This is a genomic window from Pseudomonas sp. GW823-FHT01D03, from assembly GCF_058798255.1.
In genome coordinates this window covers 72,507-98,828 of record NZ_JBXAKK010000002.1, presented here as the reverse complement: position 1 = coordinate 98,828, position 26,322 = coordinate 72,507, and the positions used below count along the sequence as shown (strand labels likewise).

General features: G+C 59.8%; 24 protein-coding genes and 1 pseudogene. 15 read left to right on the top strand and 10 right to left on the bottom strand.

Annotation, left to right across the window (positions count from 1 at the left end; all coding sequences use genetic code 11):
• Positions 1-86: 86 nt before the first annotated feature.
• From AC1RBR_RS26740 to AC1RBR_RS26730, 3 genes are all read right to left on the bottom strand, one after another.
• Complete coding sequence (locus AC1RBR_RS26740) at positions 87-299, bottom strand: hypothetical protein (protein WP_007961849.1); 213 nt, start codon at positions 297-299, stop codon at positions 87-89.
• Between the two features lie 245 nt (positions 300-544).
• Positions 545-1,651: an agmatine deiminase gene (aguA, locus tag AC1RBR_RS26735; protein ID WP_007961848.1), complete on the bottom strand. Its 1,107-nt coding sequence runs from the start codon at positions 1,649-1,651 to the stop codon at positions 545-547.
• A 158-nt stretch (positions 1,652-1,809) separates the two neighbouring features.
• Entirely contained in the window at positions 1,810-4,722 is a 2,913-nt protein-coding gene (locus tag AC1RBR_RS26730) for an aminotransferase (protein ID WP_492567323.1), read from the bottom strand.
• A gap of 239 nt (positions 4,723-4,961) precedes the next feature.
• On the opposite strand from AC1RBR_RS26730, the gene rfbB reads away from it, so the two are divergent.
• From rfbB to AC1RBR_RS26695, 7 genes are read left to right on the top strand one after another with little or no spacing between them, the layout of a single operon-like run.
• A complete protein-coding gene (rfbB, locus tag AC1RBR_RS26725; protein ID WP_492567322.1) occupies positions 4,962-6,044 on the top strand; it encodes a dTDP-glucose 4,6-dehydratase in 1,083 nt (360 codons plus the stop codon).
• Entirely contained in the window at positions 6,041-6,916 is an 876-nt protein-coding gene (gene rfbA / locus AC1RBR_RS26720) for a glucose-1-phosphate thymidylyltransferase RfbA (protein WP_166496334.1), read from the top strand. Before rfbB ends, rfbA begins: the two co-directional genes overlap by 4 nt.
• On the top strand, positions 6,913-7,458 hold the full coding sequence (gene rfbC, locus AC1RBR_RS26715) for a dTDP-4-dehydrorhamnose 3,5-epimerase (protein WP_492567321.1): 546 nt from the start codon (positions 6,913-6,915) through the stop codon (positions 7,456-7,458). The genes rfbA and rfbC overlap by 4 nt, the downstream gene beginning before the upstream one ends.
• The gene (gene rfbD / locus AC1RBR_RS26710; protein ID WP_492567320.1) at positions 7,455-8,324 is read left to right on the top strand and encodes a dTDP-4-dehydrorhamnose reductase; all 870 of its coding nucleotides are present in this window, start codon (positions 7,455-7,457) and stop codon (positions 8,322-8,324) included. Before rfbC ends, rfbD begins: the two co-directional genes overlap by 4 nt.
• A 36-nt stretch (positions 8,325-8,360) precedes the next feature.
• Positions 8,361-10,169: a sensor histidine kinase gene (locus AC1RBR_RS26705; protein ID WP_095137931.1), complete on the top strand. Its 1,809-nt coding sequence runs from the start codon at positions 8,361-8,363 to the stop codon at positions 10,167-10,169.
• Entirely contained in the window at positions 10,166-11,551 is a 1,386-nt protein-coding gene (locus AC1RBR_RS26700; RefSeq protein WP_481396260.1) for a sigma-54-dependent transcriptional regulator, read from the top strand. Before AC1RBR_RS26705 ends, AC1RBR_RS26700 begins: the two co-directional genes overlap by 4 nt.
• Positions 11,548-12,003 carry a YiiD C-terminal domain-containing protein gene (locus AC1RBR_RS26695; RefSeq protein ID WP_492567319.1) on the top strand — a complete coding sequence of 152 codons (456 nt, stop codon included), beginning with the start codon at positions 11,548-11,550 and terminating at the stop codon, positions 12,001-12,003. Before AC1RBR_RS26700 ends, AC1RBR_RS26695 begins: the two co-directional genes overlap by 4 nt.
• 146 nt (positions 12,004-12,149) lie before the next feature.
• On the opposite strand, the gene cysQ is transcribed toward AC1RBR_RS26695, so the two are convergent.
• Positions 12,150-12,977: a 3'(2'),5'-bisphosphate nucleotidase CysQ gene (gene cysQ / locus AC1RBR_RS26690; RefSeq protein WP_492567318.1), complete on the bottom strand. Its 828-nt coding sequence runs from the start codon at positions 12,975-12,977 to the stop codon at positions 12,150-12,152.
• An 11-nt stretch (positions 12,978-12,988) separates the two neighbouring features.
• Positions 12,989-13,555, bottom strand: coding sequence for an ADP compounds hydrolase NudE (gene nudE / locus AC1RBR_RS26685; protein WP_027611223.1), 567 nt, complete (start codon positions 13,553-13,555; stop codon positions 12,989-12,991).
• Positions 13,556-13,643: 88 nt separating this feature from the next.
• On the opposite strand from nudE, the gene yrfG reads away from it, so the two are divergent.
• Positions 13,644-14,306 (top strand): GMP/IMP nucleotidase, encoded by a 663-nt coding sequence (gene yrfG / locus AC1RBR_RS26680; RefSeq protein WP_095137928.1) that lies wholly within the window; start codon positions 13,644-13,646, stop codon positions 14,304-14,306.
• Between the two features lie 112 nt (positions 14,307-14,418).
• On the opposite strand, the gene lysM is transcribed toward yrfG, so the two are convergent.
• On the bottom strand, positions 14,419-14,859 hold the full coding sequence (gene lysM / locus AC1RBR_RS26675) for a peptidoglycan-binding protein LysM (RefSeq protein WP_098966705.1): 441 nt from the start codon (positions 14,857-14,859) through the stop codon (positions 14,419-14,421).
• A 234-nt stretch (positions 14,860-15,093) separates the two neighbouring features.
• Between lysM and fdhD the strand changes: the two genes are divergently transcribed.
• From fdhD to AC1RBR_RS26660, 3 genes are all read left to right on the top strand, one after another.
• Entirely contained in the window at positions 15,094-15,933 is an 840-nt protein-coding gene (gene fdhD / locus AC1RBR_RS26670; RefSeq protein WP_492567317.1) for a formate dehydrogenase accessory sulfurtransferase FdhD, read from the top strand.
• A complete protein-coding gene (locus tag AC1RBR_RS26665; RefSeq protein ID WP_492567316.1) occupies positions 15,930-18,278 on the top strand; it encodes an FdhF/YdeP family oxidoreductase in 2,349 nt (782 codons plus the stop codon). Before fdhD ends, AC1RBR_RS26665 begins: the two co-directional genes overlap by 4 nt.
• Positions 18,279-18,606: 328 nt before the next feature.
• Complete coding sequence (locus tag AC1RBR_RS26660; protein ID WP_095137925.1) at positions 18,607-19,086, top strand: glycine zipper domain-containing protein; 480 nt, start codon at positions 18,607-18,609, stop codon at positions 19,084-19,086.
• Between the two features lie 64 nt (positions 19,087-19,150).
• On the opposite strand, the gene AC1RBR_RS26655 is transcribed toward AC1RBR_RS26660, so the two are convergent.
• The 4 genes from AC1RBR_RS26655 to AC1RBR_RS26640 form a co-directional block, all read right to left on the bottom strand.
• The gene (locus AC1RBR_RS26655) at positions 19,151-19,582 is read right to left on the bottom strand and encodes an acyl-CoA thioesterase (RefSeq protein WP_095137924.1); all 432 of its coding nucleotides are present in this window, start codon (positions 19,580-19,582) and stop codon (positions 19,151-19,153) included.
• 31 nt (positions 19,583-19,613) lie between these two features.
• On the bottom strand, positions 19,614-20,837 hold the full coding sequence (locus AC1RBR_RS26650; RefSeq protein WP_492567315.1) for a 3-hydroxyacyl-CoA dehydrogenase: 1,224 nt from the start codon (positions 20,835-20,837) through the stop codon (positions 19,614-19,616).
• Positions 20,838-21,064: 227 nt separating this feature from the next.
• Positions 21,065-22,999 carry a RecQ family ATP-dependent DNA helicase gene (locus AC1RBR_RS26645; RefSeq protein ID WP_492567314.1) on the bottom strand — a complete coding sequence of 645 codons (1,935 nt, stop codon included), beginning with the start codon at positions 22,997-22,999 and terminating at the stop codon, positions 21,065-21,067.
• Positions 23,000-23,180: 181 nt separating this feature from the next.
• On the bottom strand, positions 23,181-23,684 hold the full coding sequence (locus AC1RBR_RS26640) for a polysaccharide deacetylase (protein ID WP_492567313.1): 504 nt from the start codon (positions 23,682-23,684) through the stop codon (positions 23,181-23,183).
• Positions 23,685-23,957: 273 nt separating this feature from the next.
• Here AC1RBR_RS26640 and AC1RBR_RS26635 point away from each other — a divergent pair, with 273 nt between their 5' ends.
• The 4 genes and pseudogenes from AC1RBR_RS26635 to AC1RBR_RS26620 all read left to right on the top strand — a co-directional run.
• Positions 23,958-24,239: a hypothetical protein gene (locus tag AC1RBR_RS26635; RefSeq protein WP_253150231.1), complete on the top strand. Its 282-nt coding sequence runs from the start codon at positions 23,958-23,960 to the stop codon at positions 24,237-24,239.
• A 103-nt stretch (positions 24,240-24,342) separates the two neighbouring features.
• Positions 24,343-25,485, top strand: a complete 1,143-nt coding sequence (locus AC1RBR_RS26630; protein WP_492567312.1) for a hypothetical protein — start codon at positions 24,343-24,345, stop codon at positions 25,483-25,485.
• Between the two features lie 346 nt (positions 25,486-25,831).
• Positions 25,832-26,104 carry a hypothetical protein gene (locus AC1RBR_RS26625; RefSeq protein WP_492567311.1) on the top strand — a complete coding sequence of 91 codons (273 nt, stop codon included), beginning with the start codon at positions 25,832-25,834 and terminating at the stop codon, positions 26,102-26,104.
• 103 nt (positions 26,105-26,207) lie between these two features.
• Positions 26,208-26,321: pseudogene (locus AC1RBR_RS26620) on the top strand (type II toxin-antitoxin system RelE/ParE family toxin); the annotation flags it as partial.
• Position 26,322 lies beyond the last annotated feature (1 nt).

Genomic DNA, 26,322 nt, shown 5'->3' with positions numbered 1-26,322 from the left:
AGGCTCACTCCTACAGTGGTTTTGTTTCGTGCATAAAAAAAGCGCCGCCATCCCGGCAGCGCTTTTACCAATCCCTGTTGTTGTTCTTATCCTTCCATCACAGCCCATAACGCTTCCAGTTCGGCCTCGCTGAACAGGCCAGCGGGGTAGCGCTCGATCATCATCCGGCGCGGATCAGGTTCCCTGATCTGACGCGTTCCGTTGGATTTCAAAAAGTGCGCGACAATCTGGAGCGATTCGCCGTTAACGGCCATGGGATGCAAAGTCCGCTCGCTGACTACGTTCACTTCGGCGTTCATTTCAGCGCTCTCTCCCCGTTCGTGAGCGGCTACGTTATCCAAGGTATATGACAGAACTGTTGAAGTTCCCCCCTCTCCCTAGTGCACTTTGTCCGATACAAGAGCTATGCCAAGGTTTCCGATTTGTCGACAGGCGGATACAAACAAGCCCGCGGTCCAACAGGGCCGCAGGCTTTTTTGAATGTGTAGCAAGCTAATTTTTGCCTGGCCGATTTATGAGTCAACTCAAGCTGTTACGTCTCAACTCACTCTTTGTGCGGGGCTGGCTGCTGTTGGGTAAGGCAGTGGATATTGCCGCCGCCCAGTAACAGTTCACGGCCCGGCACCATTACCACTTCATGCTGCGGGAACAGCTTCTGCAGGATTTCCCGCGCAGGCGCGTCCATCGGATCGTCGAAGCTCGGCGCGATGATGCCGCCGTTGACGATCAGGAAGTTCACGTAGGAGCCGGCCAGGCGAACGGACGGATTGCGCTCCTGTGTACCGTCGACCGGATCGACACCGGCGCACTCTTCTTCGGTCGCGTACAGCGGCCCCGGAATTGGCATCTTGTGCACCGTGAACGGGCGCCCCTTGGCATCGGTGCTGCTTTGCAGCACGTTCATTGCGGCCTGGCAGCGTGGGTAGTTCGGATCCTGCGGATCGTCGGTCCACGCCAGCAGAACTTCGCCCGGGCGCACGTAGCAGCAGAAGTTATCCACATGACCGTCGGTTTCATCGTTGAACAGACCATCCGGCAGCCAGATGATCTTATCCACAGACAGATTGTCGCGCAGCACCGCTTCGATCTCTTCGCGGCCCAGGTGCGGGTTGCGGTTGTGATTGAGCAGGCACTCTTCGGTGGTGATCAGCGTGCCTTCGCCGTCGACGTGAATCGAACCGCCTTCCAGCACGAAACCTTCGGTGCGATAACGCGGGCTGCGCTCGATTTCGAGGATTTTGCCACCGACCTGCGAATCACGGTTCCACGGCGAATACAGACCGCCTTCAAAACCACCCCATGAGTTGAAGTCCCAGTTCACACCGCGCACTTCGCCGCTGTTGTTGATGACGAAGGTCGGGCCGGTGTCCCGCACCCAGGCGTCATCGCTGGACATCTCGACCACGCGGATATTCGGCACGTCGAGACGTGCGCGAGCGTTCTCGTACTGACCGGCCGACACGGCAACCGTCACCGGTTCAAAACGGGCGATGGCCTTGGCCACTGCAACGTGCGCGGCCTGCGCCGGCTTGCCACCCAGGCGCCAGTTGTCCGGGCGCTCGGGCCAGATCATCCAGGTCTGGGTCTGCGGCGCCCACTCGGCCGGCATGTAGAAGCCATCGTCACGCGGGGTACTTTTCAAAGTGGTCATCGGAACAGGACTCCAGGAAACCGTCGAAGGGTTGCAAAGCAATGGCGACTTTATAACCGATAAATATCGTATTTTAAATGTTTAAGGATGCGAGACTCTTAAAAAACATCGATAAATACCGATACAAATCGAATTTACACGAATTCCTGTGGGAGCGTTTACAGGCCTTCTTCGAGCACCCGATCCAGCATGTCGACAAAGAAGTCGACACTGCGCCGCGAGGTAACCATCGGCGGTTTGATCTTGAGAATGTTCAGGTCATCCCCGGTTGGCTGCATGAAGATCCCCAGCTCACGCAGGCGATAGCACAGCAAGGCGGTTTCCTCGGTGGCCGGCTCCAAGGTCTGGCGATTGCGGATCAGCTCCAATCCCAGATAGAACCCGGAACCATGCACCGCGCCCACCAGCGGATGTTTGTCGATCAGCGCTTCCAGCCGCGCCTTGAAGTGACCGCCGACCACCTGGGCATTTTCCCAGAGCTTTTCTTCTTCCATCACATCCAGCACCGCCATGCCGATCTGGCAGCTCACCGGACTGCCGCCGGCCGAAGAGAAGAAATAACCTTCAGCCTCCAGCGCTTCGGCGATTTCCCGGCGGGTAATGACGGCGCCTAGCGGCTGACCGTTGCCCATGCCCTTGGCCATGGTGATGATGTCCGGCACCACGCCCTGCTCCTCGAAACCCCAGAAGAAGTGGCCCATGCGCCCGTAACCGACCTGTACTTCGTCGGCGATGCACACCCCGCCCTGGGCACGCACCAATGCGTATACCTGTTTCAGATAAGTCGGCGGCAGCGAGATACCACCGGCGTTGCCATACACCGGCTCGCAGATGAAGCCGGCCAATTGGCGCTGCTGTGCGGCAATATGCGCCAGTTGCGCTTCGACGCTGCGCACATAGTCCGGCGCCGAATCGGGGCCGCGGAACTCGCCACGATAGATGTTCGGCGCGGTCACTGGGTGCACCCAGTCCGGGCGGCTTTCCAGCGCTCGCGGGTTGTCGGCAATCGAGGTCGACACCGCATCGGCGCCGACCGTCCAGCCGTGATAGGCCTCCAGCACGCTGAGCATGTCGCGGCCGCCGCTGTAGGCCCAGGCCAGGCGAATCGCCAGGTCATTAGCCTCGCTGCCACTGTTGACCAGAAACACCCGGTCCATGCCTTCCGGCGCCAGTTTCAGCAAGCGTTCTGAGAACTCCGCCACCGCCGCATAGTTGAAGCGCGAGTTGGTGTTGAGCAGCGACCACTGCCGCGCCGCCACCTGGGCCATGCGCGGATGGCCATGACCGAGCACCGCGACGTTGTTGAGCATGTCGAGGTAGGAGCGGCCCTGCATGTCGATCAGGTGATTGCGCCAGCCACGCTCAATACGTGGCGGATCGACGTAATAGTGTTTTTGCGTGCGGGCGAAACTGGCGTCGCGCCGTTCGAGCAAGGTTTTCGCGTCCAGCTCCGGCTCGGCATCGCAGGCCAGCCCCAACAGCGCCGCTGGCGACGGGCACAACGCCTGCCACGCAGCCGCGCGCGAAGGGCTGCAAAACAACGGCGCATCCAGCGATGCAACGCGGCTCAACTGCACAATCAACGGGCCGCTGACCACACCCAGCACCTGACCTTTGACCAGCGCCGCGCCGCTGTGCAACGAGGCGTTCACGCCCCACAGGCGCACACTGAGCTGTGGCCCGTCGAGTTGCAGCACACCACCTGCCGCGTGATGCAGCACACCGGCAAACGGCGCTTCCACCGCCGAACCCTGCGGCACGCGCAACTCAACGTGCAGCGGGAACGTCTCCGGTTCGACTGCTGTGTCCACTCGCGTCTGCGACAAGCGATATTGCCCGTAACGACTCGCCGCCAGCCCATGCGCCGCGGCGGCTTCCGTCAGCAATCGTTGATCGATCCCCTGCTGCTCCCAATTGCCCGCCTCGAAATGCGGACTCAGGACGCCAAGGTCGATCAGCGCAAATTCCCGCCCGACCAGCTCTGGCAACAGCGGCGCAAAACCCTCGCTGCTGATCGCCGGCAGACGCTGGCCGACTGATGTGAGGATCGCCGCTTCCATCAATGCCTGCGGCACCGAAGTCGCCACGTGGAAAATTTCCCATTCGTGGGCAAGATTGTCACGGCTGTAGGTGTTGCCCGGATCGATACTGACCTGCTGCTCGCCACTGAGCACCAGCACCGCCGCCCGCGCCACGATCAATGGCCACAGCGCCTGCAACTCTTCGTGTTGCAGCGGATTGACAGCGTGATAGGCCTGCACCGCCGGCAGAATCACGAACGGATCACCACCGGCATGGTGCAGCAGCGCCGCGCACGTCACCGACAGATCGGTGATGCGCCAGGTGCGCACCAGATCACCGAAGTCGATCACGCCCTGCAATTGCCAATGACGCTTGGCATCGCGTTGCCAGACAGCGTTATCGTCGGTGATGTCCATGTGGATCGCCTGCACCGGCAGTTTGTCCTGCAACGGCTGCAAACGGCGCTCGGCCTGTTCGGCGGCGTCGGCGATCAGTGTGCGCTGGCGTTCATCCTTGATCACCGGTAGCAAATGGCTGATCAGCGCACTGGCATGCCGCGCGTCCCATTGCAACGTGCGATCAAGGCCCGGATGGTCGAAGCCGGCCAGCGCCAGGTCCATCTGGCCACACAGCTGACCGAAACCGGCCACCACGTCCTGGCCCAAGTGATCAAGATGAGTCAGCGGCTGGCCTTCGATGTAGTCCAGCAACCGCACGTGCACCGGCTCGCCATTGGCTTGCAGCGACAACAGATCCGCGCCGTTATTGGCCGGGATCACCTTGGGTACGTTTACCGACGAATGCTCGGCGAGGTACTTGAGACCGGCATGTTGGGCCTGCAACTCCACCAGCGCGTAATCGCCGCGGCAGATTTTCAGGACAAAGCGCCCGCGTTCGCTGTCGACCCGGTAATTGAGATCCTGCTGACTGCCCAGCGCCTGTAATGTGCCGCTGAGCCCGTAATGCTCGGCCAACCATTGCCGGGCCAGCGCCTCGGAAACCTGCGGGCTGGGCAGACTGGCGCGATGAATCAACGTGGCGAGCGGCATGGAACGACCCCTGAAATTTTATTAGGCGCCTATATCGCCATTGCCCCGAGGGATAATCAACCCCCGACCGTGAACACACCCCAGCCCCTGTGCGAACCGGCAACGCCCGTGCGTCGAATATCCAGCAGCAAAACACAGCGCAGACAAAATAGCGGGGGCATCCCTCTTGCACCGTCCCTCACCTGCCGACAAGCTATGCTCCACTCGCTTTATCGTCTTACGGAAAAAGGCCAACCTGCATGCGTATTCTCATCACCGGTGGTGCCGGTTTCATTGGCTCCGCACTGGTTCGCCATCTGATTCGCAACACTGACCACGAGGTGCTTAACCTCGACAAACTGACCTATGCCGGCAATCTGGAGTCCTTGACCAGCATCGCCGACAACAGTCGTTACGAATTCGTCCAGGCCGACATCGTCGACCACCCAACGGTGAGCGCCATACTGCAGCGCTTCCAGCCTCATGCGATCATGCACCTGGCTGCCGAATCCCATGTCGACCGCTCCATTGACGGTCCGTCGGAATTCATCCAGACCAACATCGTCGGCACTTACAGCCTGCTGGAAGCGGCCCGAGCCTACTGGTCGGGGCTGAGCGAGCCGCAAAAAAGCGCTTTCCGCTTTCACCATATCTCCACCGACGAGGTCTATGGTGACCTGCATGGCGTCGATGACTTGTTCACCGAGACCACCCCCTACGCCCCAAGCTCCCCTTATTCAGCGAGCAAGGCCGCGTCCGACCATCTGGTCCGCGCCTGGCACCGAACCTACGGCTTACCGGTCCTGCTGACCAATTGCTCGAACAACTATGGGCCGTACCACTTCCCGGAAAAACTGATTCCGCTGGTGATCCTCAATGCTCTGGCAGGCAAACCGCTGCCGGTGTACGGCAACGGCCAGCAAGTTCGGGATTGGCTGTTCGTCGACGATCACGCGCGGGCACTGCTCAAGGTGGTGACTGAAGGCGTGGTCGGCGAAACCTACAACATCGGCGGTCACAACGAGCAAAAGAACATCGATGTCGTACACGGCATCTGTACGTTGCTCGAAGAACTCGCGCCTCATAAACCTGAAAACGTCGCCCGGTTCGCCGACCTGATCACTTTCGTCCAGGATCGTCCCGGCCATGACCTGCGTTATGCGATCGACGCCGGCAAAATCGAACGCGACCTTGGCTGGGTGCCGGAAGAAACATTCGAGACCGGACTGCGCAAGACCGTCCAATGGTATCTGGACAACCTCGAATGGTGTGGTCGTGTCCAGGACGGCAGCTACCAGGGCGAACGCCTCGGTTCCACGGGTATCAAGGATCTTCACGCATGATGAAAGGAATAGTTCTGGCCGGTGGCTCCGGTACACGTTTGCATCCAATCACGCTGGGTGTATCGAAACAACTGTTGCCGGTCTATGACAAACCGATGATCTATTACCCGATCTCGGTACTGATGCTGGCCGGCATCAAGGACATCCTGGTGATTTCCACCCCACAGGATCTGCCGCAATATCGCAACCTGCTGGGCGACGGCAGCCAGTTCGGCGTGTCGTTCAGTTTTGCCGAACAACCGTCCCCGGACGGTCTCGCCCAAGCCTTTTTGATCGGCGAGCAGTTTATCGGTAACGATCCGGTCTGCCTGATCCTCGGTGACAACATTTTCCATGGCCAGTATTTCGGCGAGCAGTTGAAGAAGGCTGCCCAGCAAAAGGCTGGCGCAACAGTATTCGGCTACTGGGTCAAGGATCCGGAGCGCTTCGGCGTGATCGACTTCGACAGCGAAGGGCGCGCGCTGTCCATTGAAGAAAAACCGGCGAAGCCAAAGTCCAGCTACGCCGTCACCGGGCTGTATTTCTACGACAACGATGTGATCAGAATTGCCAAGGCAGTCAAACCCTCGCCCCGTGGCGAACTGGAAATCACCGATGTGAACAATGCCTATCTGCAGCGAGGCGATCTGCAGGTCGAGCGCTTCGGTCGTGGATTCGCATGGCTGGATACCGGTACGCATGACAGCCTGCTTGAGGCTTCTCAATACGTGCAGACAATCGAACACCGTCAGGGCCTGAAGGTCGCGTGTCTGGAAGAAATCGCCTATCAGAACGGCTGGATCACTCGCGATTATCTGCTCGAACGCGCTCAGTATTTCGGCAAGACCGGATACGGCCAGTACCTGTTCTCGATTGCCGGAGACAACCAATGAACGTGATTGAAACCGGCCTGCCGGGTGTTGTGATCATCGAACCGAAGGTATTCGGTGACGAGCGCGGTTTTTTCTATGAAAGCTTCAACGCCAGGGCATTCGCTGAAGCGACGGGAGTTCACGCACAGTTCGTCCAGGATAACCACTCGCGTTCGCCAAAAGGCGTGTTGCGTGGCCTGCACTATCAGTTGGAAAACACCCAGGGGAAACTGGTACGGGTAACCGTAGGGGAAGTACTGGATGTAGCCGTGGATATCCGCCGCAGTTCGCCGAACTTTGGCAAATGGGTCGCCGTGCGCCTGTCCGCCGACAACCATCGCCAGTTATGGGTCCCGGAAGGCTTTGCCCACGGTTTCGTCGTGCTGAGCGAGGTGGCCGAGTTTCTCTACAAGACGACCGACTACTACACGCCGTCGGCCGAACGCACCATTCGCTGGGATGACCCGACACTGGCCATTGACTGGCAACTGCAGCAAGCCCCGAAGCTGTCTGCCAAGGATCAGGACGGCAAAAGCCTGCAAGAGGCCGACCTGTTCCCATGAAAATCCTTATCTGTGGTCAGAATGGACAGGTCTCGCAGGCGTTGCAGGCGTGTCTGGCCGGTCTCGGCAGCCTCGTAGTACTGGGGCGCGACCGCCTCGACCTCGCGCAACCGGCGCAAATTCGCCAGCAAGTCAGGCAAGTTGCGCCCGACCTGATCATCAATGCAGCGGCATACACGGCCGTTGACCAGGCACAAAGCGAGCCAGAGCTGGCGTTCGCCATCAACGCCACCGGCCCCGGGGTACTGGCCGAAGCGGCCGCCCTGCTGGACGTTCCGCTGATCCATTACTCCACCGATTATGTGTTCGATGGCAACAAACACGCGCCTTACGTTGAATCTGACGCGACCAACCCGCTCGGGGTCTACGGCAAGAGCAAGCTGGCGGGTGAGCAGGCTGTCGCTGCCGCTCATGCGCAGCATTTGATCCTGCGCACCAGTTGGGTCTATTCAACCCATGGCCGCAATTTTCTGTTGACCATGCAGCGTCTGCTTCAGGAAAAACCCGAGTTGCGGGTTGTCGCTGACCAGATCGGTGCGCCGACCTGGGCCGGCAGCATTGCCCGCAGTACCCTCGAACTGATCGAGCGCTGGCAAGACAGGCAAGCGGGTGCCTGGGGTACCTACCACCTGACCGCGCAAGGTGAAACTTCCTGGTTCGGCTTTGCCCAGGCTATCGGCAACGCGCTACTTGAACAAGGGAAGCCTTGCGCAACGCTATTGCCGATTACCTCGAGCGATTATCCGACGCCTGCCGCCCGGCCATTGAATTCGCGACTCGACTGCAGTCGCTTGCAACGGGAATGGGGAGTCAGTCAACCTGACTGGCAAACTGCGCTGCATGAGTGTCTTGCCCGGCAAGCCTAGGCATAATGCGCCTGTCACCACAGGCGCATCCAGCTCATGAAACCTACCCTTCCCCGCAGACCTCGCTGGCGCAGCCTCGCACTGCTGGCCCTGTGTCTGGCGCCGCTGCTGTGGCCGCTGGAGCATCTGGCCGAGCGCTATTACCGCAGTGAACTGGCCGGACAAAACCGCCAGACCCTCGACCTCTACGTCGCCAACCTGCTGGGCACCCTGCACCGTTATGAAGTGTTGCCGCAGATCCTCGGCGACCTGCCGGCCCTGCGCGCCGTGCTCGGCGCACCGGACGACGGTGTCACCCAGGGCAACGCCAACCGTCTGTTGAAAAACATCGCGGCGCAGACCGGCGCCGAAGTCATGTACCTGATGGACACCAGCGGCCAGACCCTGGCGGCGTCGAACTGGGATAAACATGACAGCTTTGTCGGACGCAATTTCGCCTTCCGTCCGTATTTCAGCGAGGCCATGGCTGGGCGTCTGGGACGTTTCTTCGGCCTCGGTACTACTTCGGCCAAGCGCGGTTATTTCTTCGCCGCAGCAGTGCGCAACGGCGAAAAAATCATCGGCGTGCTGGTGATCAAAGTCGACCTCGACCACACCGAAAGCCTCTGGGGCAAAACCCCGGAACAACTGTTGGTGACCGACCATAACGGCGTGGTGATTCTCACCTCGCGCCCGGAATGGCGTTTCCGTTCGACCCGCACCCTGAGCGATACCGAGCGCTCGGCAATCACCGCCATCCAGCCCTATCCGACCCGCGAGCCGCGCCCGCTGAACCTCAGCGACAGCGCCTGGCTGACCCAAACCGTCGATATCGCCGAAACCGGCTGGAGCGTCAGCATCCTTGCCCCGCGCACGCTGATCGACCGTCCGGTGCGCACTGTGGTGGCGATCGGCGGCGCTACGCTGTTGGTGGTGATGCTGTTGCTTGGGCTGATGATGCAGCGTCGCCGGCATTATCTGGAACGCATCGCCTTCGAAGCCAAGGCCCGGCGTGAACTGGAAGGTCGGGTGGCCGAACGCACAAGCGATCTGGAAGGCCTCAACCGCCGCCTGAAGCAGGAAGTGCTGGAGCGTGAACAGGCCCAGCAGGAGCTGGTCCGCGCCCAGGACGATCTGGTCCAGGCTGGCAAACTCTCGGCACTGGGCACCATGTCGGCGAGTATCAGCCACGAACTCAATCAGCCGCTGGCGGCGATTCGCAGCTATGCGGAAAACGCCGAAGTGCTGCTCGATCATCAACGCACCGACGATGCTCGCGGCAACCTGAAATTGATCAGCGAACTGACCGGGCGCATGGCCTCGATCATCGCCCACCTGCGTGCCTTTGCCCGCCGCGATCGACATGCTCCGGAAAGCGTGGCCCTGCAACCGGCGCTGGACGATGCACTGGCATTGCTCGCAAAACGGCGCCGCAGCATGGAAGTCGAGCTGATCCGCGACCTGCCCGCCGCCACGCTGTGGGTCGAGGCCGGGGAAACCCGTCTGCGCCAGGTGCTCGGCAATCTGCTGGCCAACGCCCTCGATGCGCTGACCGAAAAAGGCCCGCCGCGCAAACTGTGGCTGAGTGCCGAATCCACGGCCGAGGGCGTCAATCTGTACATTCGCGACAACGGCCCGGGCTTTTGCATGGAAGCCCTCGGCCGAGCCAGCGAGCCCTTCTACACCACCAAGACCCGCACTCAGGGCCTTGGTCTGGGGCTGGCGATCTGTGAAACCCTGATGCGCGCCTTCGGCGGTGAACTGTCGTTCGCCAACCACAAGCAAGGTGGCGCCTTGATCACCCTGCGGCTGCGCGCTGGTGCGCCCGGGGTCAGCCTGCAACCGTCCGAGGATCGAAGTGCATGACCATCGACAATCGCATTCAGGTGGTGTTGATCGACGACGATCCGCACCTGCGTCAGGCCCTCGGCCAGACTCTGGATCTGGCCGGGCTGAAAATCCTTCCGCTGTCCGAAGCCAAAGGTCTGGCCGGGCAACTGGAGCGTGACTGGCCCGGCGTGGTGGTCAGCGATATCCGCATGCCAGGTATGGACGGCCTGGAACTGTTGAGCGAACTGCACGCGCAGGATCCGGAACTGCCAGTGCTGCTGATCACCGGCCACGGCGATGTGCCGCTGGCGGTGCAGGCGATGCGCGCAGGCGCCTATGACTTTCTGGAAAAACCGTTCGCCAGCGATGCCCTGCTCGACAGCGTGCGCCGCGCCCTGGCCCTGCGCCGGCTGGTGCTGGACAACCGCAGCCTGCGTCTGGCCCTGAGCGATCGCAACGAACTGAGCGCACGACTGGTCGGTCATTCGGCGCCGATGCTGCGCCTGCGCGAGCAGATCGGTGCGCTGGCGGCGACCAAGGCCGACGTGTTGATCCTTGGTGAAACCGGCGCCGGCAAAGAGGTCGTGGCCCGTGCGCTGCACGATTTGTCGAGTCGGCGCAACGGCCCGTTCGTGGCGATCAACGCCGGGGCGCTGGCCGAATCGGTGGTCGAGAGCGAGCTGTTCGGGCATGAGCCGGGCGCGTTCACTGGCGCGCAGAAACGCCGGATCGGCAAATTCGAATTCGCCAACGGCGGCACGCTGTTCCTCGACGAAATCGAAAGCATGAGCATGGACGTGCAGGTGAAACTGCTGCGCATGCTGCAAGAGCGTGTGGTCGAACGTCTGGGTGGCAATCAGCTGATCCCGCTGGACATCCGCGTCATCGCCGCGACCAAGGAAGACCTGCGTCAGGCCGCTGATCAAGGGCGTTTTCGCGCCGACTTGTATTACCGCCTGAACGTTGCACCGCTGCGCATTCCGCCACTGCGCGAACGCGGCGAGGACGCGCTGGTGCTGTTTCAGCATTACGCCGATGAAGCCAGCGCCCGCCACGGTTTGCCACCGCATGAACTGCAGCCGGCGCAACGCGCCTTGCTCCTGCGCCACACCTGGCCGGGCAACGTGCGCGAACTGCAGAACGCCGCCGAGCGGTTCGCCTTGGGGCTGGAACTGGCGCTGGATAACAGTGGAAGTGAAGGCGGCGGCACCACCGTGGAAGTCGTCAGTGGCGGACTGAGCGAGCAGGTGGAAAACTTCGAGAAGTCGTTGATCGCCGCTGAGCTGGCGCGCTCGCACAGTTCGGTGCGCAGCCTCGCCGAAGCCTTGGGTATTCCGCGCAAGACCCTGCATGACAAGCTGCGCAAGCACGGCTTGAATTTCGCCGACAGTGGCGCCCATGGAGAAGAAGCCGAATGAACCGCGACAGCCGCTATCTGGAATCGGTGCTGCATCACGACATTCCGCTGACCCGGGAGATGGGACTCAAGGTCCTCGCCTGGCATGAGCAGCAGTTAAGCCTGCACTTGCCGCTGGAGCCGAACGTCAATCACAAGAGCACCATGTTCGGCGGCAGTCTCTACTGCGGCGCAGTGCTGGCGGGTTGGGGCTGGCTGCATCTGCGCCTGAAAGAAGAAGGCATCGAAGACGGGCACATCGTGATTCAGGAAGGCCAGATCAGCTATCCGCTGCCCGTGACCGGTGATGCCACGGCGATCTGTCCGCCACCGAAAGCGGCGGTCTGGAAGAAGTTTCTGGCGATGTATCAGCGTTATGGGCGCGCACGGTTGACGCTTAATACGCGGATCGTCAACGCCGGCAGCGATGAGGATGCAGTGACGTTCAGCGGGCAATACGTTCTGCACCGCTGAGTCTTCGTGATGCAGTGATCATTTGTGGCGAGGGGATTTATCCCCGATCGACTGCGCAGCAGTTGCAATTCATGTCGTACGTAGAGTGGGGCCGCTACGCGGCCCATCGGGGATAAATCCCCTCACTACAGTGCGATGTGCAGGACTCAGGAGCGAGCCAGCTCCAACAGTCTTGAACGCCACGCCGCTTTCGCCGGCAGCGCCAGAAAGAACTCATTGAGCAGCGATTCCCGCGCCGGATAACAGAACGCTTCGCCCTGCAGATCCAGCACCTCGCCGCCGGCACCTTCGAGCACGCCCTGCGCCGCAGCGGTGTCCCATTGCGACGTCGGCGCCAGTCTTGGGTAGCAATCCGCCGCTCCTTCGGCCAGCAGACAAAACTTCAACGAACTGCCGATGTTTGCCAGTTGCAACTCGCCCAGGCTGGCGCTCAGGCCGGCAAGCAGCCGCTCTTGCTCCGGACTCGAGTGGCGACGGCTCGCCACCACGGTGAACGCTTCACCGGGCGCGAGCGCGTCACGCACCTGAATCGCAACCGGCGAACCACCTTTGTCCCCACGCCACGCGCCGAGACCGGCACCGCCGACATAGAAGCGGCCATTGGTCGGCATCGACACCACGCCAAACACCACCCGACCGTTTTCGATCAGGGCGATGTTGACGGTGAATTCTTCACTGCCGCTGATGAACTCCTTGGTGCCATCCAGCGGATCCACCAGCCACCAGCGCTGCCACCCGGCGCGCACGCTCTGCGCAATGTTGGCGTCTTCTTCGGACAGAATCGGAATACTGGAGTCCAGTGCGGTCAGCCCGGCGACGATTACATGGTGCGCGGCCATATCCGCTGCGGTCACCGGTGAATCATCGGACTTGGCGGTGACCTCCACGCCAGAGCGCCAGAACGGCAGAATCGCCTCGCCAGCCTGCAATGCCAGCTCAACCACCGGCGCCATCAACGGATGGGGAAAACTCATCGACATCTCACTCATGACTGAAAGAACCCGCGCTGCGTCAGCAGGTCACGCGCCAGATACAGCGCCGCCAGGGCGCGGCCTTCGGTAAATTGCGGGTTCTGCGCCAGCGCCGCCAGTTCACGCAGGTTGACCTTGTCGACGCGCATCGGCTCGGGCTCGTCGCCCTCCAGACGCTCCTCGTAGAGATCGGTGGCCAGCACCACCTGGATCTTTTGGCTCATGTAACCGGGCGACAGCGACAACTCGGTCAGATGCTCCAGTTGGCGCGCACCGAAACCGGCCTCTTCCTTGAGCTCGCGCTCGGCCGCTGCCAGTACATCCTCGCCCGGCTCGATCAGGCCTTTGGGCAGGGACAGTTCGTATTCGTCGGTGCCGCCGCAGTACTCCTCGACCAGCACCGCGTGTTCGCTGTCGAACATCGCCACAATCATCACCGCGCCATAACCCGCGCCTTTGCCGACCAGACGCTCGTAGGTGCGCTCCACGCCATTGGAAAAACGCAGCTTCAGTTCTTCGACGCAAAACAGACGACTGGTGGCGACAATCTCGCGGGCGAGTACAGTGGGTTTCTGGCGCATGCAAAGCTCCTTGGCGTGAACGCGCTACTATAACGCGGCTTTCCCGATTGTTTGTGTCGGATATCTTTCTACCGCTCGAGACGTTGCCATGCCTTCTTTACCGTGGTCTGACATCGATACCGTCCTGCTGGACATGGACGGTACGTTGCTGGATCTGCACTTCGACAACCATTTCTGGCTGGAACACCTGCCGCAACGCTACGCCGAACTGCACGGGGTGAGCCGGGCCATGGCCGACATGGAGTTGCAGCCGCTGTTCGAGCGCCATGCCGGGCAACTGCAGTGGTACTGCCTGGATTTCTGGAGCACCGAACTGAAGCTGTCGGTGCGTGAACTGAAACTGGAAACCGCGCACCTGATCGCACTGCGCCCGGATGCCGACACCTTTCTGCAGGCGATCAAAAAGGCCGGCAAACGGGTGATCATGATCACCAATGCGCACCGGGATTCACTGTCGTTGAAACTGGAACGGATCGAACTGGCGCCGTATTTCGAACGGCTGATCAGCTCCCACGATTACGGTTTCCCCAAAGAGAATCCGCAGTTCTGGGATGCCTTGCAGGCGGATATCGGTTTCGATCCGGCACGCAGTCTGTTCATCGACGACACGTTGCCGATTCTGCGCAGTGCGCGGGAATTTGGTGTGACGCATTTGTTGGCGGTGAAAGAGCCGGACAGTCGCAAGGGGCCGAAGGACACGGCTGAGTTTGCGGCGGTTGAAGACTACCGCGATTTGATTCGCGGACTCTAGCAACATCACTGTGGCGAGGGAGCTTGCTCCCGATGGGCCGCGAAGCTGTCCCAAATGTTCACGACTGCTGCGCAGCCGAACGCGAGCAAGCTCCCTCGCCACAGCGTGGTTATTACTTCGGAATACGAAGCTTCTGGCCCGGATAGATCTTGTTCACATCCTTGAGCATCGGTTTGTTGGCGTCGAAGATTTTCTGGTACTGGTTGGCATTGCCATAAACCCGCAGAGAGATCGCACTGAGCGTGTCACCTGCCTTCACCTCGACAAATTCCGCAGCCACCACTACTGGGCCTGTCACCGTAATCTGGTCGTCAACACTGCCAATCCCGGCAATGTTGCCCAAAGTCAGAAGAATTTTTTCTTTCTCCTCCTGACTCGCGACTTCCCCCTTAACCGTGACCTTGTCGCCGTCCACAGTCGCCTGAACATTTGGGTTGCCCAGACCGACCTTGTCGATATGTTCCTTCAACTGCTCACTGGCATTGGCATTACCCGGGGTCAGCAGGTCAATCAGCTTTTCTCCGGCCTCTTTCACAAAGCTCAACAGACTCATAGCGCACACTCCTTGATTTGGGTTCCAGACGTGAAAGCCTAGACCACCTTTGCCGAGCCCGGTTCCAGACCGACCAATGACCCGGCAATGCCGCGTACTCAAGCCTTCGGCGTGCCGCCCGGCCAATTGCGGAGTCGCTTGATCGACGCCATCTATCAATAGATCGACAGTACCGATTAGACGCGACAAGTTGCCGCGCCTAGTCTTAGCGTTGATCAATCCGTCGGTGATGCCATGAACGCCAAGCGCCCAGCCTGCGCGGCGCCTGCACTCGAAACGCCCGCGCCCGCCGCCAGCCAGACCTACAGCTACAGCGATCTGCCCCTTGTGGAATCGGCCAGCACCGCGCTTGCCGAGGAAGTCGCGTTGGCAATTGCCTACAACGGCATCAGTCAGGCAGTGATGCTGGTGACGCCGACGGATCTGGAAGACTTCATCGTCGGTTTCAGCCTCGGCAGCGGCATCATTCAGGACGCCAGCGACATTTATGACCTGCAACTGACCGGCGCGGGCTCGGCGCAATACGCGCAGGTGACCATCGCCAACCGCGCGTTCTGGAACCTCAAGCAACAGCGCCGACAACTGGCCGGTACCAGCGGTTGCGGGCTGTGCGGCGTCGAGGCGGTGGAACAGGCCTTGCCTGACCTCAAAGTGTTGCCCGGCGCACCGTTGCCGCCCGCTGCCTGGCTCGACGGTCTGCGCCAGCGCATCGGCGCGTTCCAGCCACTCGGCCAGCACTGCGGCGCGGTACACGCGGCGGTGTTCATGAACGCCAGCGGTGAATTGCTGCTGGGGCGCGAGGATATCGGCCGGCACAACGCCCTCGACAAACTGATCGGCGGCCTGATCCGCCAGAAGATATCCACAGAGGGTGGGCTGGCGATTGTCACCAGCCGTTGCAGTCTCGAATTGATCCAGAAAGTTTTACGCGCCGGCATCCAGACTCTGGTCAGCCTGTCCGCGCCCACGGGCCTTGCCGTGCAATGGGCCCGTCGCCACAACCTCAATCTCATCCACCTGCCGCAGAAGAATGCGCCGCGGGTTTACAGCCCAGCGATGGAGAATCAAGCGTGAGCCAACATCATCAAGCCGACCAGAAACCCGTCCCGCGCTACAAGCCTTACAAGGGCCCAGCCGGCGGCTGGGGTGCCCTGATCAGTGTGGCTCAGGCCTGGTTGACCAGCGACAACGCGCTGAAAAACCTGCGCATGATGCTCAAGACCAACCAGAACGGTGGCTTCGACTGCCCGGGCTGCGCCTGGGGCGATTCCCCGGAAAGCGGCATGGTCAAGTTCTGCGAGAACGGCGCCAAAGCAGTGAACTGGGAAGCAACCAAGCGCCGAGTGGACGGCAAGTTCTTCGCCAAACACAGCGTGACGTCGTTGCTGGAGCAGAGCGACTACTGGCTTGAATACCAGGGCCGCCTGACCGAGCCGATGGTCTACGATGCCCAGACCGATCGCTACAAACCCATTGCCTGGGACGACGCCTTCGCCCTGATCGGCAAGCACTTGCAAGCGCTGTCGAGCCCGGACCAGGCCGAGTTCTACACCTCGGGTCGTGCCAGCAACGAAGCGGCGTATTTGTATCAGCTGTTCGTGCGCGCTTACGGCACCAACAACTTCCCCGACTGCTCGAACATGTGCCACGAGGCCAGCGGTGTGGCGTTGGCGCAAAGTGTCGGCGTCGGTAAAGGCACGGTGACCTTCGACGACTTCGAACACGCCGACGCGATTTTCGTCTGGGGCCAGAACCCCGGCACCAACCATCCGCGGATGCTCGAACCGCTGCGTGAAGCGGTGAAGCGCGGCGCGCAAGTGGTGTGCATCAACCCGCTGAAAGAGCGCGGTCTGGAACGCTTCCAGCATCCACAACATCCGTTGGAAATGCTCACCAACGGCGATAAGCCGACCAACACCGCGTATTTCCGTCCGGCACTGGGCGGCGACATGGCAGTGCTGCGCGGTATGGCCAAATTCCTCTTGCAGTGGGAGCGCGACGCGCAGAAAGCAGGCGCTCCAGCCGTGTTCGACCATGACTTTCTCAATGCCCACAGCGCCAACGTGCTGGAATACCTCGGGGTTGTCGACGACACCTCATGGGAGCAGATCGTCGAGCAATCCGGCCTGACCCTGGTCGAGATCGAGCAAGCGGCGCGCATGTACGCCAAAGGCAAGAACGTGATCATGTGCTGGGCGATGGGCATCACCCAGCATCGCCACTCGGTGCCGACCATCCAGGAAATCGCCAACCTGATGCTGCTGCGCGGCAACATTGGCAAGCCAGGCGCGGGTCTGTGTCCGGTGCGCGGCCACAGTAACGTGCAGGGCGACCGCACCATGGGTATCAACGAGCGTCCACCGGTGGCGTTCCTCGACTCGCTGGAACGGCGCTTCCAGTTCAAGGTGCCACGTGAAAACGGCCACAACGTGGTCGAGGCGATCCACGCCATGGCCGAGGGCCGCGCCAAGGTCTTCATCGGTCTGGGCGGCAACTTCGCCCAGGCCACACCGGATAGCCCGCGCACGTTCGCGGCGCTTAGCAATTGCGACCTGACCGTGCAGATCAGCACCAAGCTCAACCGCAGCCACCTGGCCCACGGTAAAGACGCGCTGATCCTGCCGTGCCTGGGTCGAACCGACATCGATATCCAGACCGAAGGCCCGCAAGCGGTCACCGTGGAGGACTCGTTCAGCATGGTTCACGCCTCCAATGGCCAGTTGCAGCCGCTGTCGAACCAGATGCGCTCGGAACCGGCAATCATCGCCGGCATCGCCGTCGCCACGCTGGGCAGCAAACCAGTGGACTGGAACTGGCTGGTGGCCGATTACCGGCGCATCCGCGACCTGATCGCCGATACCATTCCGGGCTTCAAGGACTTCAACGAGAAGGTCAAGAACCCGGGCGGTTTCTACCTCGGCAACAGTGCCGGTGCACGCAAGTGGAACACGCCGTCGGGCCGGGCCAATTTCCGCGCGAACATGTTGCCCAAGGACCTGGTGCATGAACGTACCCGTGCCACCGGACAACTGCCGGACCTGATCCTGCAATCGATGCGCTCCCACGATCAGTACAACACCACGATCTATGGTCTCGACGACCGTTACCGCGGGGTCAAGGGCCAGCGCGATGTGCTGTTCGCCAACGAGGCCGACATCATTCGCCTGGGCTTCCGCCCGGGGCAGAAGGCCGACATCGTGTCGATCTGGGATGATGGCCGTGAGCGTCGGGTGAAGGGCTTTACCTTGCTGGCGTTTGATATTCCTGCGGGGCAAGCGGCGGCTTATTACCCGGAAGTGAATCCGCTGGTGCCGCTGGAAAGCACCGGGGATGGCAGCCATACGCCGACGTCGAAGTTCATTGCGATCCGGCTGGAGGCTGCAAGCGAGACTGGGTTGATCATGGCCAAATCTGCGTAAAGCGTTGCCTGGACTGATCCCTTCGCGAGCAAGCCCGCTCCCACATTGGAATGCATTTCAAATGTGGGAGCGGGCTTGCTCGCGAAAGCGGTGGCACATTCAACAAAACTCTTTGTACCCTGCACCATTCCAACGCCCACAAAAAAGGCCGCTTTTTCACAAAAGCGGCCTGTCCGAAGTAGCTAAAGACCGGCGAAAATCGCTTAAGTTCCGCATACAAAACAGCAACTTGCATAATTGTATACAAGTCGTGTTATTCGTCGGATTTCGATTGTCAGCCGTGATACAGAGCCTCAGGATCGCGCCGTCATCCCTTTGAGGCTCCTCTATGAAGTTCTCCTCGATTCTCTTGTTGTCCCTTGGCCTGGTCAGTGGCTTCGCTTCTGCCGGAGGCACCACCGAAGCAGGTGTGGGCGGCGCATTGGGCGGGGTTCTTGGCTCGGTCGTCGGTCAATCTTTAGGCGGCAGCACAGGTTCAACCATTGGCGCGGCCCTGGGCGGCGCGGGTGGTAGCGCGGTCGGCGCGAACAAACACAGCCGTGGCGAAGCGGCCATTGGCGGTGCGTTGGGCGCAGCTGGCGGTAACGTGGTCGGCCGCAGCATGGGCGGCACCACCGGCAGCCTGATCGGCGCCGCAGCAGGTGGTGGCGCCGGTGGCGCGCTGGGCAACTACATGGGTAACAAAAGCAATGACGATGATCGTCATTACGATCGCGGCCGTGACGACCGTCGCTACTACCGCGACCGTCACCCTGGCCGTGGCCACGCTTACGGCCATCGCAAGCATCACCGCTACTATCGCGACTAACCCGTTGCGTTAAGCGCGAAAGCAAAAATCGCAGCCCAAGGGCTGCGATTTTTTTTGCTCAGGTTCAAACCACCAGACGCTCCAGCGCATCACGCAATCTGCCTGGAATCGGCACCGGCTGATTGCTCGTCCGGTCCACGAATACATGGACGAAACGCCCCGCCGCACACGCCTCGCTTTCACCGACCTTGAACACCGCCAGTTCATATTGCACCGAACTGTTACCCAGCTTGCCGACCCGCAGACCGATCTCGATCAGGTCCGGAAAAGCGATCGAGGCGAAGTAGTCACAGGCCGAACTGACCACAAACCCCACCACTTCGCCGTCATGAATATCCAGCCCGCCGACCTGGATCAGGTAGGTATTAACCGCCGTGTCGAAAAAGCTGTAATAGGTGACGTTGTTAACGTGCCCATAGGCGTCGTTATCGTGCCAGCGGGTGGTGATCGGCTGGAAATGTGGGTAATCGGCGCGTTGCGCCATGGTGCTGGACATCGGTATCGACTCCTTGAGTTATCTGTCCAGTCTAAAGGTAAAAACCTTTGCCTCGCGCCGCCAGCTCGCCAATCAGTGGCGCCGGCCGCCATTGATCGCCCTGTCGCGTCTCCAGCGCCAGCAAGCGCTTGTGAATGTCCGCCAGTCCCTGATCGTCCGCCCAGGCCATCGGGCCGCCTCTGTCCGCCGGGAAGCCGTAGCCATTGATGTACACCTGATCGATGTCATGCGCCGATTCGGCAATGCCTTCCTGCAGAATTTTCGCGCCCTCGTTGACCAGCGCCAGAAGGCAGCGCTCGAGGATTTCCTCGGACCCAATCTCGCGGCGCTGAAAGCCGAGGCCTTCGCTAACGCTCAATATCAGCGCATCGACCTCGGGATCATGCTCGGCCTGACGACTGCCCGGCTCGTAGTGGTAGTAACCGTTGCCGGACTTCTGCCCGAAACGCCCCAGTTCGCACAAACGGTTGTCGACCTGAACCTCTGGCGCATCCTGCCCCTCGCCGGCCAATTCGCGCGCGCGCCACTCCAGATCAATGCCGACCACGTCGTACATGCGAAACGGCCCCATGGCAAAACCGAAACCCTGCAACGCTGCGTCGACCTGCTGTGGATAAGCGCCTTCGAGCAGCATCTTGCGCGCCTCAAGCACATACGGATGCAACATGCGATTGCCGATAAAACCGTGGCAGTTGCCCGACACCACACTGACCTTGCCCATGCGTTTGCCCAGCGCCAGCGCCGCTTCCAGCGTCGCCGGTGAAGTCTGTGCTCCGCGGACGATTTCCAGCAGTTTCATGATATGCGCCGGGCTGAAGAAATGCAGACCGAGCACTTGCGATGGGCGCCTGGTTGCAGCGGCAATCGCGTCGATATCCAGTGCCGAGGTGTTGCTCGCCAACAACGCCTCAAGCTTGAGCAGGCCATCCAGCTCGCGAAAGATCTTTTGCTTGAGCGCGAGGTTTTCGTACACCGCTTCGATCACCAGATCGACATTACGGATCGCCGGGTAATCCGCCGCCGCGCTGATCCGGGCAAGACGTGCATCCGCTTCGACCTGATCGAGCCGGCCCTGGCGCACGTTGTGTGCATAAGTCTGCGCCACTGCGCCCAGCGCCTGTTCAAGCATCTGTGGGTTGTTATCGACCCATTGCACGGCGATGCCGGCATTGGCCAGGCACATGACAATACCGCGGCCCATGGTGCCCGCGCCGATCACGGCAGCTTGCTGAATATCGAAGGATGTCTGGCTCATGTTGTTCTCTTGTTGGCGATCCGAAGACAGCCTTCACCATAGTCAGGCACCGGGCATTTTTGAAGTTTATTACCGTGATGAGCGACATTCAGCGCATGGATACAATCCGCCATGGCGCCACAATCCCCTGTGGGAGCGGGCTTGCTCGCGAAAACGGAGTGTCATGCATGGGAATTTCAACTGTCATGACGCCTTCGCGAGCAAGCCCGCTCCCACAGGATTTGTATTTACTCGAGCAGATGATTGTCAGCCCAACTGCGGACTTGCGCGTACGGATACTCCTCCAGCGCCGCATACCCCGAGATCGTCCGCGCCTTCAGCTTGGTAAACAGCGGCACACTTATCCCGCACAGAAAACGCGTCAGACGCTCCGCCGTCGGCATGCTGCCGGTGTGCTGTTCGTGCCTGTGGATAAAATCACCGCACAGCGCCGAGAAACTTTTATCCACAAGCGCTGGCAACTCGGGAGGTTCCGGCAGCCGCGCGACATTACCGTGGCACACCGAACAGTGTCCGCAGTGCTCGGGCGCATTGTGGTCGCCGAAGTATTCAGCCAGGCGATAACCCAGGCAACGCTCAGTGGCGAACAGCTCAAGCATCGCGTGAATCCGCGCGATTTCAGCCTGCTCGTGCCGGGTGAAGTACTGGTGCAACTCGGCGCTCAACACAGCGCTGTCGAAATCGCTGTGCAGCACGTTGTAGACCTCAGTCATCTGCTTGCTCTCAAGCTCGACCCAGCCCTTTTCCTGGAAGTAATCCAGCGCCGTCACCACCCGATTGCGCTCAGCCGAATATTGCGTGTACATCGCCTCGAAATTCACCGTGGCCCAGGTGCGTGCGCGACTGGAGGTGCGGATGATGGCCGCGACAAACTCCCTGCGCTCACCCTCGAAACGCTCAAGCAACGCGTCGGGTTCCAGCAGGTACTTGAAGCGGTACTCGGCGTAATAGGCATAGCGCGGCGCAATCAGGCCCCGCAGCTCCAGCTGCACCAGCAGCGTCTTGAGTGGCAGCGAGCGAATGTTGCTCTGATCGGCCAGCGGTCCGAGCAGAAACTCCCACTGTCCTTCGGGCGCGGCAGCCTGCATTTCCTCCAGCACACAACGAATCCCCTCGCGCTCCGGGGTATCGCCGTAGACGAAGTTTTCCAGCACGTTGAGGCTGTCGCGGTTGGCCAGCACCAGGCAATCCGAAGGCTGTCCATCGCGTCCGGCGCGACCGATTTCCTGACTGTAGTTTTCGATGGATTTGGGCAGGTCGAAATGCACCACGTTGCGGATGTCGCTCTTGTCGATGCCCATGCCGAAGGCAATAGTCGCGACAATGCAATTGGACTGCCCGGCCATGAAGCGCTTCTGTATCGCCTCGCGCTGATCGTTGGGTAAACCGGCGTGATAGGCCTCGGCCTGAATCCCGTTACGTCCCAGATGCTCGGCAATGTGTTCGGCGGTTTTCTGCAGGGTGACGTAGACGATGCTCGGTTGCCCCGCACGCTCGCTCATCCACTCCACCAGCCGCCGGCGCTTGTCCTGCCCGCGTACCGGCTCGACCAGCAGATTGAGGTTGGGCCGATAGAAACCGGTGGTCACCACATCCGCTTCGGCGATGGCGAATTTGGCCTGCATGTCGGCAATCACTTTCGGTGTGGCCGTGGCCGTCAGCAGCAGGGTTTGGGGGATGTTGAACTGACGCTGGTAGTCCGGCAGCTTCAGGTAGTCGGGGCGGAAGTTGTGCCCCCACTCTGAGATGCAGTGCGCCTCGTCGACCACCAGCAGCGAGATCGGCACCTGCTGCAAAAAGTTGCGGAAACGCTCGTTCTTCAGGCGCTCCACCGAGATCATCAGAATCTTCAATTCACCCGAACGGGCGCGGGCCATCACGTCATTGGCGTCATCGCGGCTTTGCGCCGAATCGATACTGCCGGCGCTGATGCCGTGACGTTTGAGGAACGCCAGTTGATCCTGCATCAACGCCAATAGCGGCGAGACCACCAGGGTCAGATGCGGCAGCAATAGTGCCGAAACCTGGTAGCAAAGCGACTTGCCGGAACCGGTGGGAAAAATCGCCGCCGCCGAGCGCCCCGCCAGCACGGCGCTGATCGCCGCTTCCTGTCCGGGTCGAAACTGTGGATAACCGAAAACCTGTTCCAGGGTGTTGTGCATGCGCTGTCACTCCGTTGACCGCTGTGATGCCAACAGCCTAGCGGGCGATCGCAGCGAGTCGAGAAAAGGCCGGGGTCAATTCGATACGGGATGATACAGCCATTGGCGCAGACAACTCGGCCCACTGTAGGAGCGAGCCTGCTCGCGAAGAGGCCCGCAACAGCAATACAAACTTACCGGTTCAGGGTTGCAAAATTGCCACTCGCAGGTGCTCATTCAACACCTGCTCATGCACCCCCAGGCTCTTGCTCGCCCACAACGCATGGGCCGGAGTGATGTCACCGGTAAAGGCCGCCGCCAATTGACGCAGCTGCGCGACACTGCGCACGCGAGGACAGAACGGTTGCCCGTCACAGTCCTGACTGGCGTTGCGATAGCTGCTCAGCAAGCGATCCCACAGACCGTCACGCACCTGCCTGATCGACTTGAGCTGCACATGCGACACACCCAGTCGCTGCTCAAGCCCCACCTCGTCCAGCGTTTCACTGGCGAGCAGGACTTTGCCGAACATCAACACCTCGGCGCGCGAGGCGGTATCGATGCTGGTCTGGCTGGAAAGCGCATCGGGCCAGCCAGTGCGCTCAGGGCCAGCAAACATCCAGCCGTTGTCGGCATCTGATGCCATGGCCAAACGCCAACCACTGGCCAACAGCACTGAAATCGAGGCCATACGTAGCCATTGCATACTCAATTCCCTTTAAGCGCGTATCGGACGTTTGCAAACGTCCTACAGATTCTGGCGCGCACCATACAGATGTTTGCTCAGAAGCGCCTGATATACCCGCAGGAAATTTCCCGACTAAGGGTTTTACCTTTAAAAGGATTTGAAAATACGTAGGGCAAATGCCCGAACCCGGGGAAAACCCCTACGAATTCTGTCCATTGCGGCCGCCTTGTCCCACCGCGCAATGCCCTCCTATAGTGGCCGGCGCGACTTCTCAAAGGACAGCCTGACGCCATGAACTCACTCCACCCGCCGATCAACCGCTACCGCCGATTGAAATCCAGCTACAGCGAAAAACCGGTATTAGTCATCGACACAGACGCCTGCCGCGAAGATTTGCTGGATGCCGCTCAACAACGTCTGTGTGCCGCCAACAATCTACTGGAAACTCTCTACTGCATGTGTTTTCAACAGGCAGACGTCAAAGACATTCCAAACATCATTACTGCGCTTTATTTACTGACTCAAGATGGCTGCGAACTACTGGAAATTGCAAAACTCAAAACCGCTCAGTAAAACCAAAAACACATTCCCAACAAATCCAGACACAAGACACTTCTTTGCCTTTTAAAATAACCCTATTACGTTGATCGCTCTTTCATTAAAAAGAGCAACAAACATGTCTGTTTTAACTATATTTTTTTGCGGCACAGGCTCCAACAAGTTTGATACCACCCATGAAAACTTCTGGAACGGAGAACTGATTTCCACCCTGGCTTCCAATCATTTGGGCCACGAGTTTGCCGAGTGGATCGTGGTGGATGGCCCCGGCAGCGGCAACTTGCAGGCCGATGATCTATTCACCAGGACCAAGGAATACGGCTTGAGCGGAACTCTGTTCGGCAAAGGCTGGGAAGAAAACGTGTTGCACGCGCTCAATATCATCAAGGGCAAGTGTGACTGGCAGCGCGAGCAGCTGACTGAAGCCGAATACAATCGCCTGAAAGCCGCCGGCATTCCGATCGAAGATGTAAAAGTCGAAGGATCCTGGTTCTGGCGCAAATATAATTACGGTGATCGCAGCATTACCCAGCAAAAGTTACAGGAACAAATCATCAAGACTTTTCGCAAGGATGGTATTATTCCCACGCAAGTCAATCTGGTGGGTTGGAGCCGTGGCGGCATTAGTTGCCATATGCTGGCCAATGCAATGTTCAAGGACAGCCTGCTGAAAAACATTCCGGTCAATATCTTCGCGCTCGACCCCGTGCCGGGTATTGGTAACTTTCAGGAAGAGCGCGTCAAACTCGCGGCCAACGTCAAAGAGTATGTAGCCTTCTACGCTCGCGACGAACGCTCCAAAGGGTTCAGCTGCGTCATCCCACAGACTGCTACCGGCACTAAAACCTGCATCTATCCGATGGCAGGGCGCCACGCCACCATGGCCGGCAATGCCACCAGCAGCGGCGGCGTCCCGACCGATGCCAGCGATCTGAAAGTGCTGTTCGAGCCCGGACACATCGTGCGCCACCTCGCCGAAACCTGCCTCAAACGCTGGGGCGTGCAACTGCAAAAAAACCTGGATCTGACTCAGGCCGACCTGGAAAACCTCACCAACGGCATCGTACGCGATGAGGCCAAATACAAACTGATGCACAAACATTCCTATACCTATTTCACCGAACTGGACCAAGGCGAACGCTACGTTTCGCTGGGCAGTAAAGGTTTGCCGTTCAGCAGCGTGAAAGGCGAGATCTACAAGCCGGCGACCGGCCTGGCAACCAGCTTGCTGGATATTTCGGCGTATCAGCATTTACGTTGAAAAATTATGAAAAAAAGGTAGGAACATCCGATGAAATTTTCAACCCGTTCCTACACGCCACGACTCTTTGTCGCCTATCGCGGCTTGAGGGCACAAATCTATAGTCGTGGCTGTCGCTGGCAAATCAGCGGCTCGGGTTTGGTCACCTGAATGGATCGTGCATACGCGTCCGCTGTATGCTGCCGGCACTCAATTGCCTGCAGTTTATGGTGGCTGTGTTTGGGACACCTTCGGGTGTGCCGGGTCTGTGCACGATCCTCACCGGTTGACCAACCCGAACACAGTCGCCTCCTGTCGCTTGGTCACGATGTGGTGGCTTCGCTTGAAGCATTTGAGGATCAACAAAATGAAAACATGGAATCAATTAGCCGCTGATCGCTACTACTCACTCGAATCCAACCTCACCGACACCAAGCCCCTGATCATCGACACACAGGCCAACCCGCAAGACATCCTCGAATGCGCCGTCCAGCGCCTGCGCGCCTCAAGCGACCTGCTGAAAACCCTCTACTGCCTCAGCTTCAAACAAGCCGACAACGAAGACATTCCCCACATCACCCACGCTCTTTACCTGCTGACCAAAGACGGCTTTGACCTGTTGCAGGTCGCCCAACAATGAATGCTCAACTGGAAAGCTCCAGAAAGCTCCAGTCTGAGGTTGAGTGATCAGATCGTTCCCATGTTCGACGTGAGAACGATCACTTACCAGTGATCTACTCAAATTCGTTTCGGCATCACAAATCGGGTTATTGATGATCTACCCTAAAAATGAACAACACGATCTGTCCAGCGATGAGCGTAAAGCACTCAAGGTCTTGATCGAAAAATGGAGATGAC